The organism is Kitasatospora sp. NPDC057512 (genome assembly GCF_042802135.1).
In the GTDB taxonomy this organism is placed as follows: domain Bacteria; phylum Actinomycetota; class Actinomycetes; order Streptomycetales; family Streptomycetaceae; genus Kitasatospora.
Window position 1 is genome coordinate 1 of the sequence record NZ_JBHVET010001262.1, and the last position, 1,201, is coordinate 1,201.

Sequence of the window (1,201 nt, forward strand, 5' to 3'; positions counted from 1 at the left end):
CCGCGACCCGGCTGCCGCTGTAGGCGAGGGTGATCTCGGCGTCGGCGCCGTGGGCGTGCTTGGCCACGTTGGTCAGCGACTCCTGGACGATCCGGAAGGCGGTGAGGTCCACGCCGGGCGACAGCGGGCGGGCCTCGCCCTCGACGGAGAGCCGGATCGGCAGACCGGCCCGCTCGAAGGTGTTGATCAGTTCGGGCAGCCGGTCGAGGCCGGGAGCGGGTTCGAGCGGGGCGCGGTCCTCGGCGCGGCGCAGCAGGCCGACGGTGGCACGCAGTTCCTGGAGGGCCGAGCCGGTGGCGTCGGTGATGTGGCTGAGCACCTCCCGGGCCTGGACGGGGTGGTTGTCCATGAGGTGGACGGCGATGGCGGCCTGGGCGTTGGCGAGGGCTATGTGGTGGGCGACGACGTCGTGGAGGTCGCGGGCGATCCTGATCCGCTCGTCGGCGACCCGCCGACGGGCCTCCTCCTCGCGGGTGCGCTCGGCGCGTTCGGCGCGCTCCTCGATGGCCGCGAGGTGGGCGCGGCGGTTGCGGATGGAGTCGCCGAGGGCTCCGGGCAGCAGGGCCCAGGCGAGCACGCCGAGCCGTTCGCTGATCGGCCCGCCGGGGCCGAACAGCAGGGCGATCCCGGTGAGCAGGACGGCGGCGGCGACCGAGGCGCGCAGCGCGGTGGCGCGGTCGGTGCGGATGGCGAGGAAGTAGAGCGCGAGCAGCAGCGGGGTGGCCACGGTCGGGGTGAGCCGGGGGCTGACCATGGCGAGCGCCATCGTGCAGAGCAGCGTGACGGCGACCACCGCGCGCGGGTGGCGGCGGTGGGCGAGCACGGTGACGGCGGAGAACAGCGCGATGGCGAAGGTGGGCGCGGCGAACGGGGTGAGGCGGCCACCGGTCTGGTCGACGGTGGCGCCGAGGGCGGTGACCGTGATCATGGCCGTGCCGCCGGCGGCGTCGAGCAACCGGGGATGGTCGCGGCGCAGGCGCTGCCAGATGTCGCTCATGCTCGTGCTCTCCGGTCGGGGGGCGCTGGCCGCGCCCGCGCCCGGGCATCGCCAGTTCGTGCCGCGCCGGCTCCCGGTGGGAGCGGCGGGCGGGTCGGGGGCCTCCGGACGAACGGCGGTCCCCGACAGCAACGGTAACGGTTGGGGTCGAACCGCTGTCCGAGCCGCACGCGGTCGGGCAGCGGGGGGCCGGCAGAGGGGGCG

Annotated in this window: 1 protein-coding gene; it reads right to left on the reverse strand. The window is 75.8% G+C overall.

What is annotated here, in order from left to right:
- The coding region (locus ACFU6K_RS39365; RefSeq protein ID WP_380671532.1) for a sensor histidine kinase at window positions 1–997 on the reverse strand (997 nt) is incomplete at its 3' end.
- Window positions 998–1,201 lie beyond the last annotated feature (204 nt).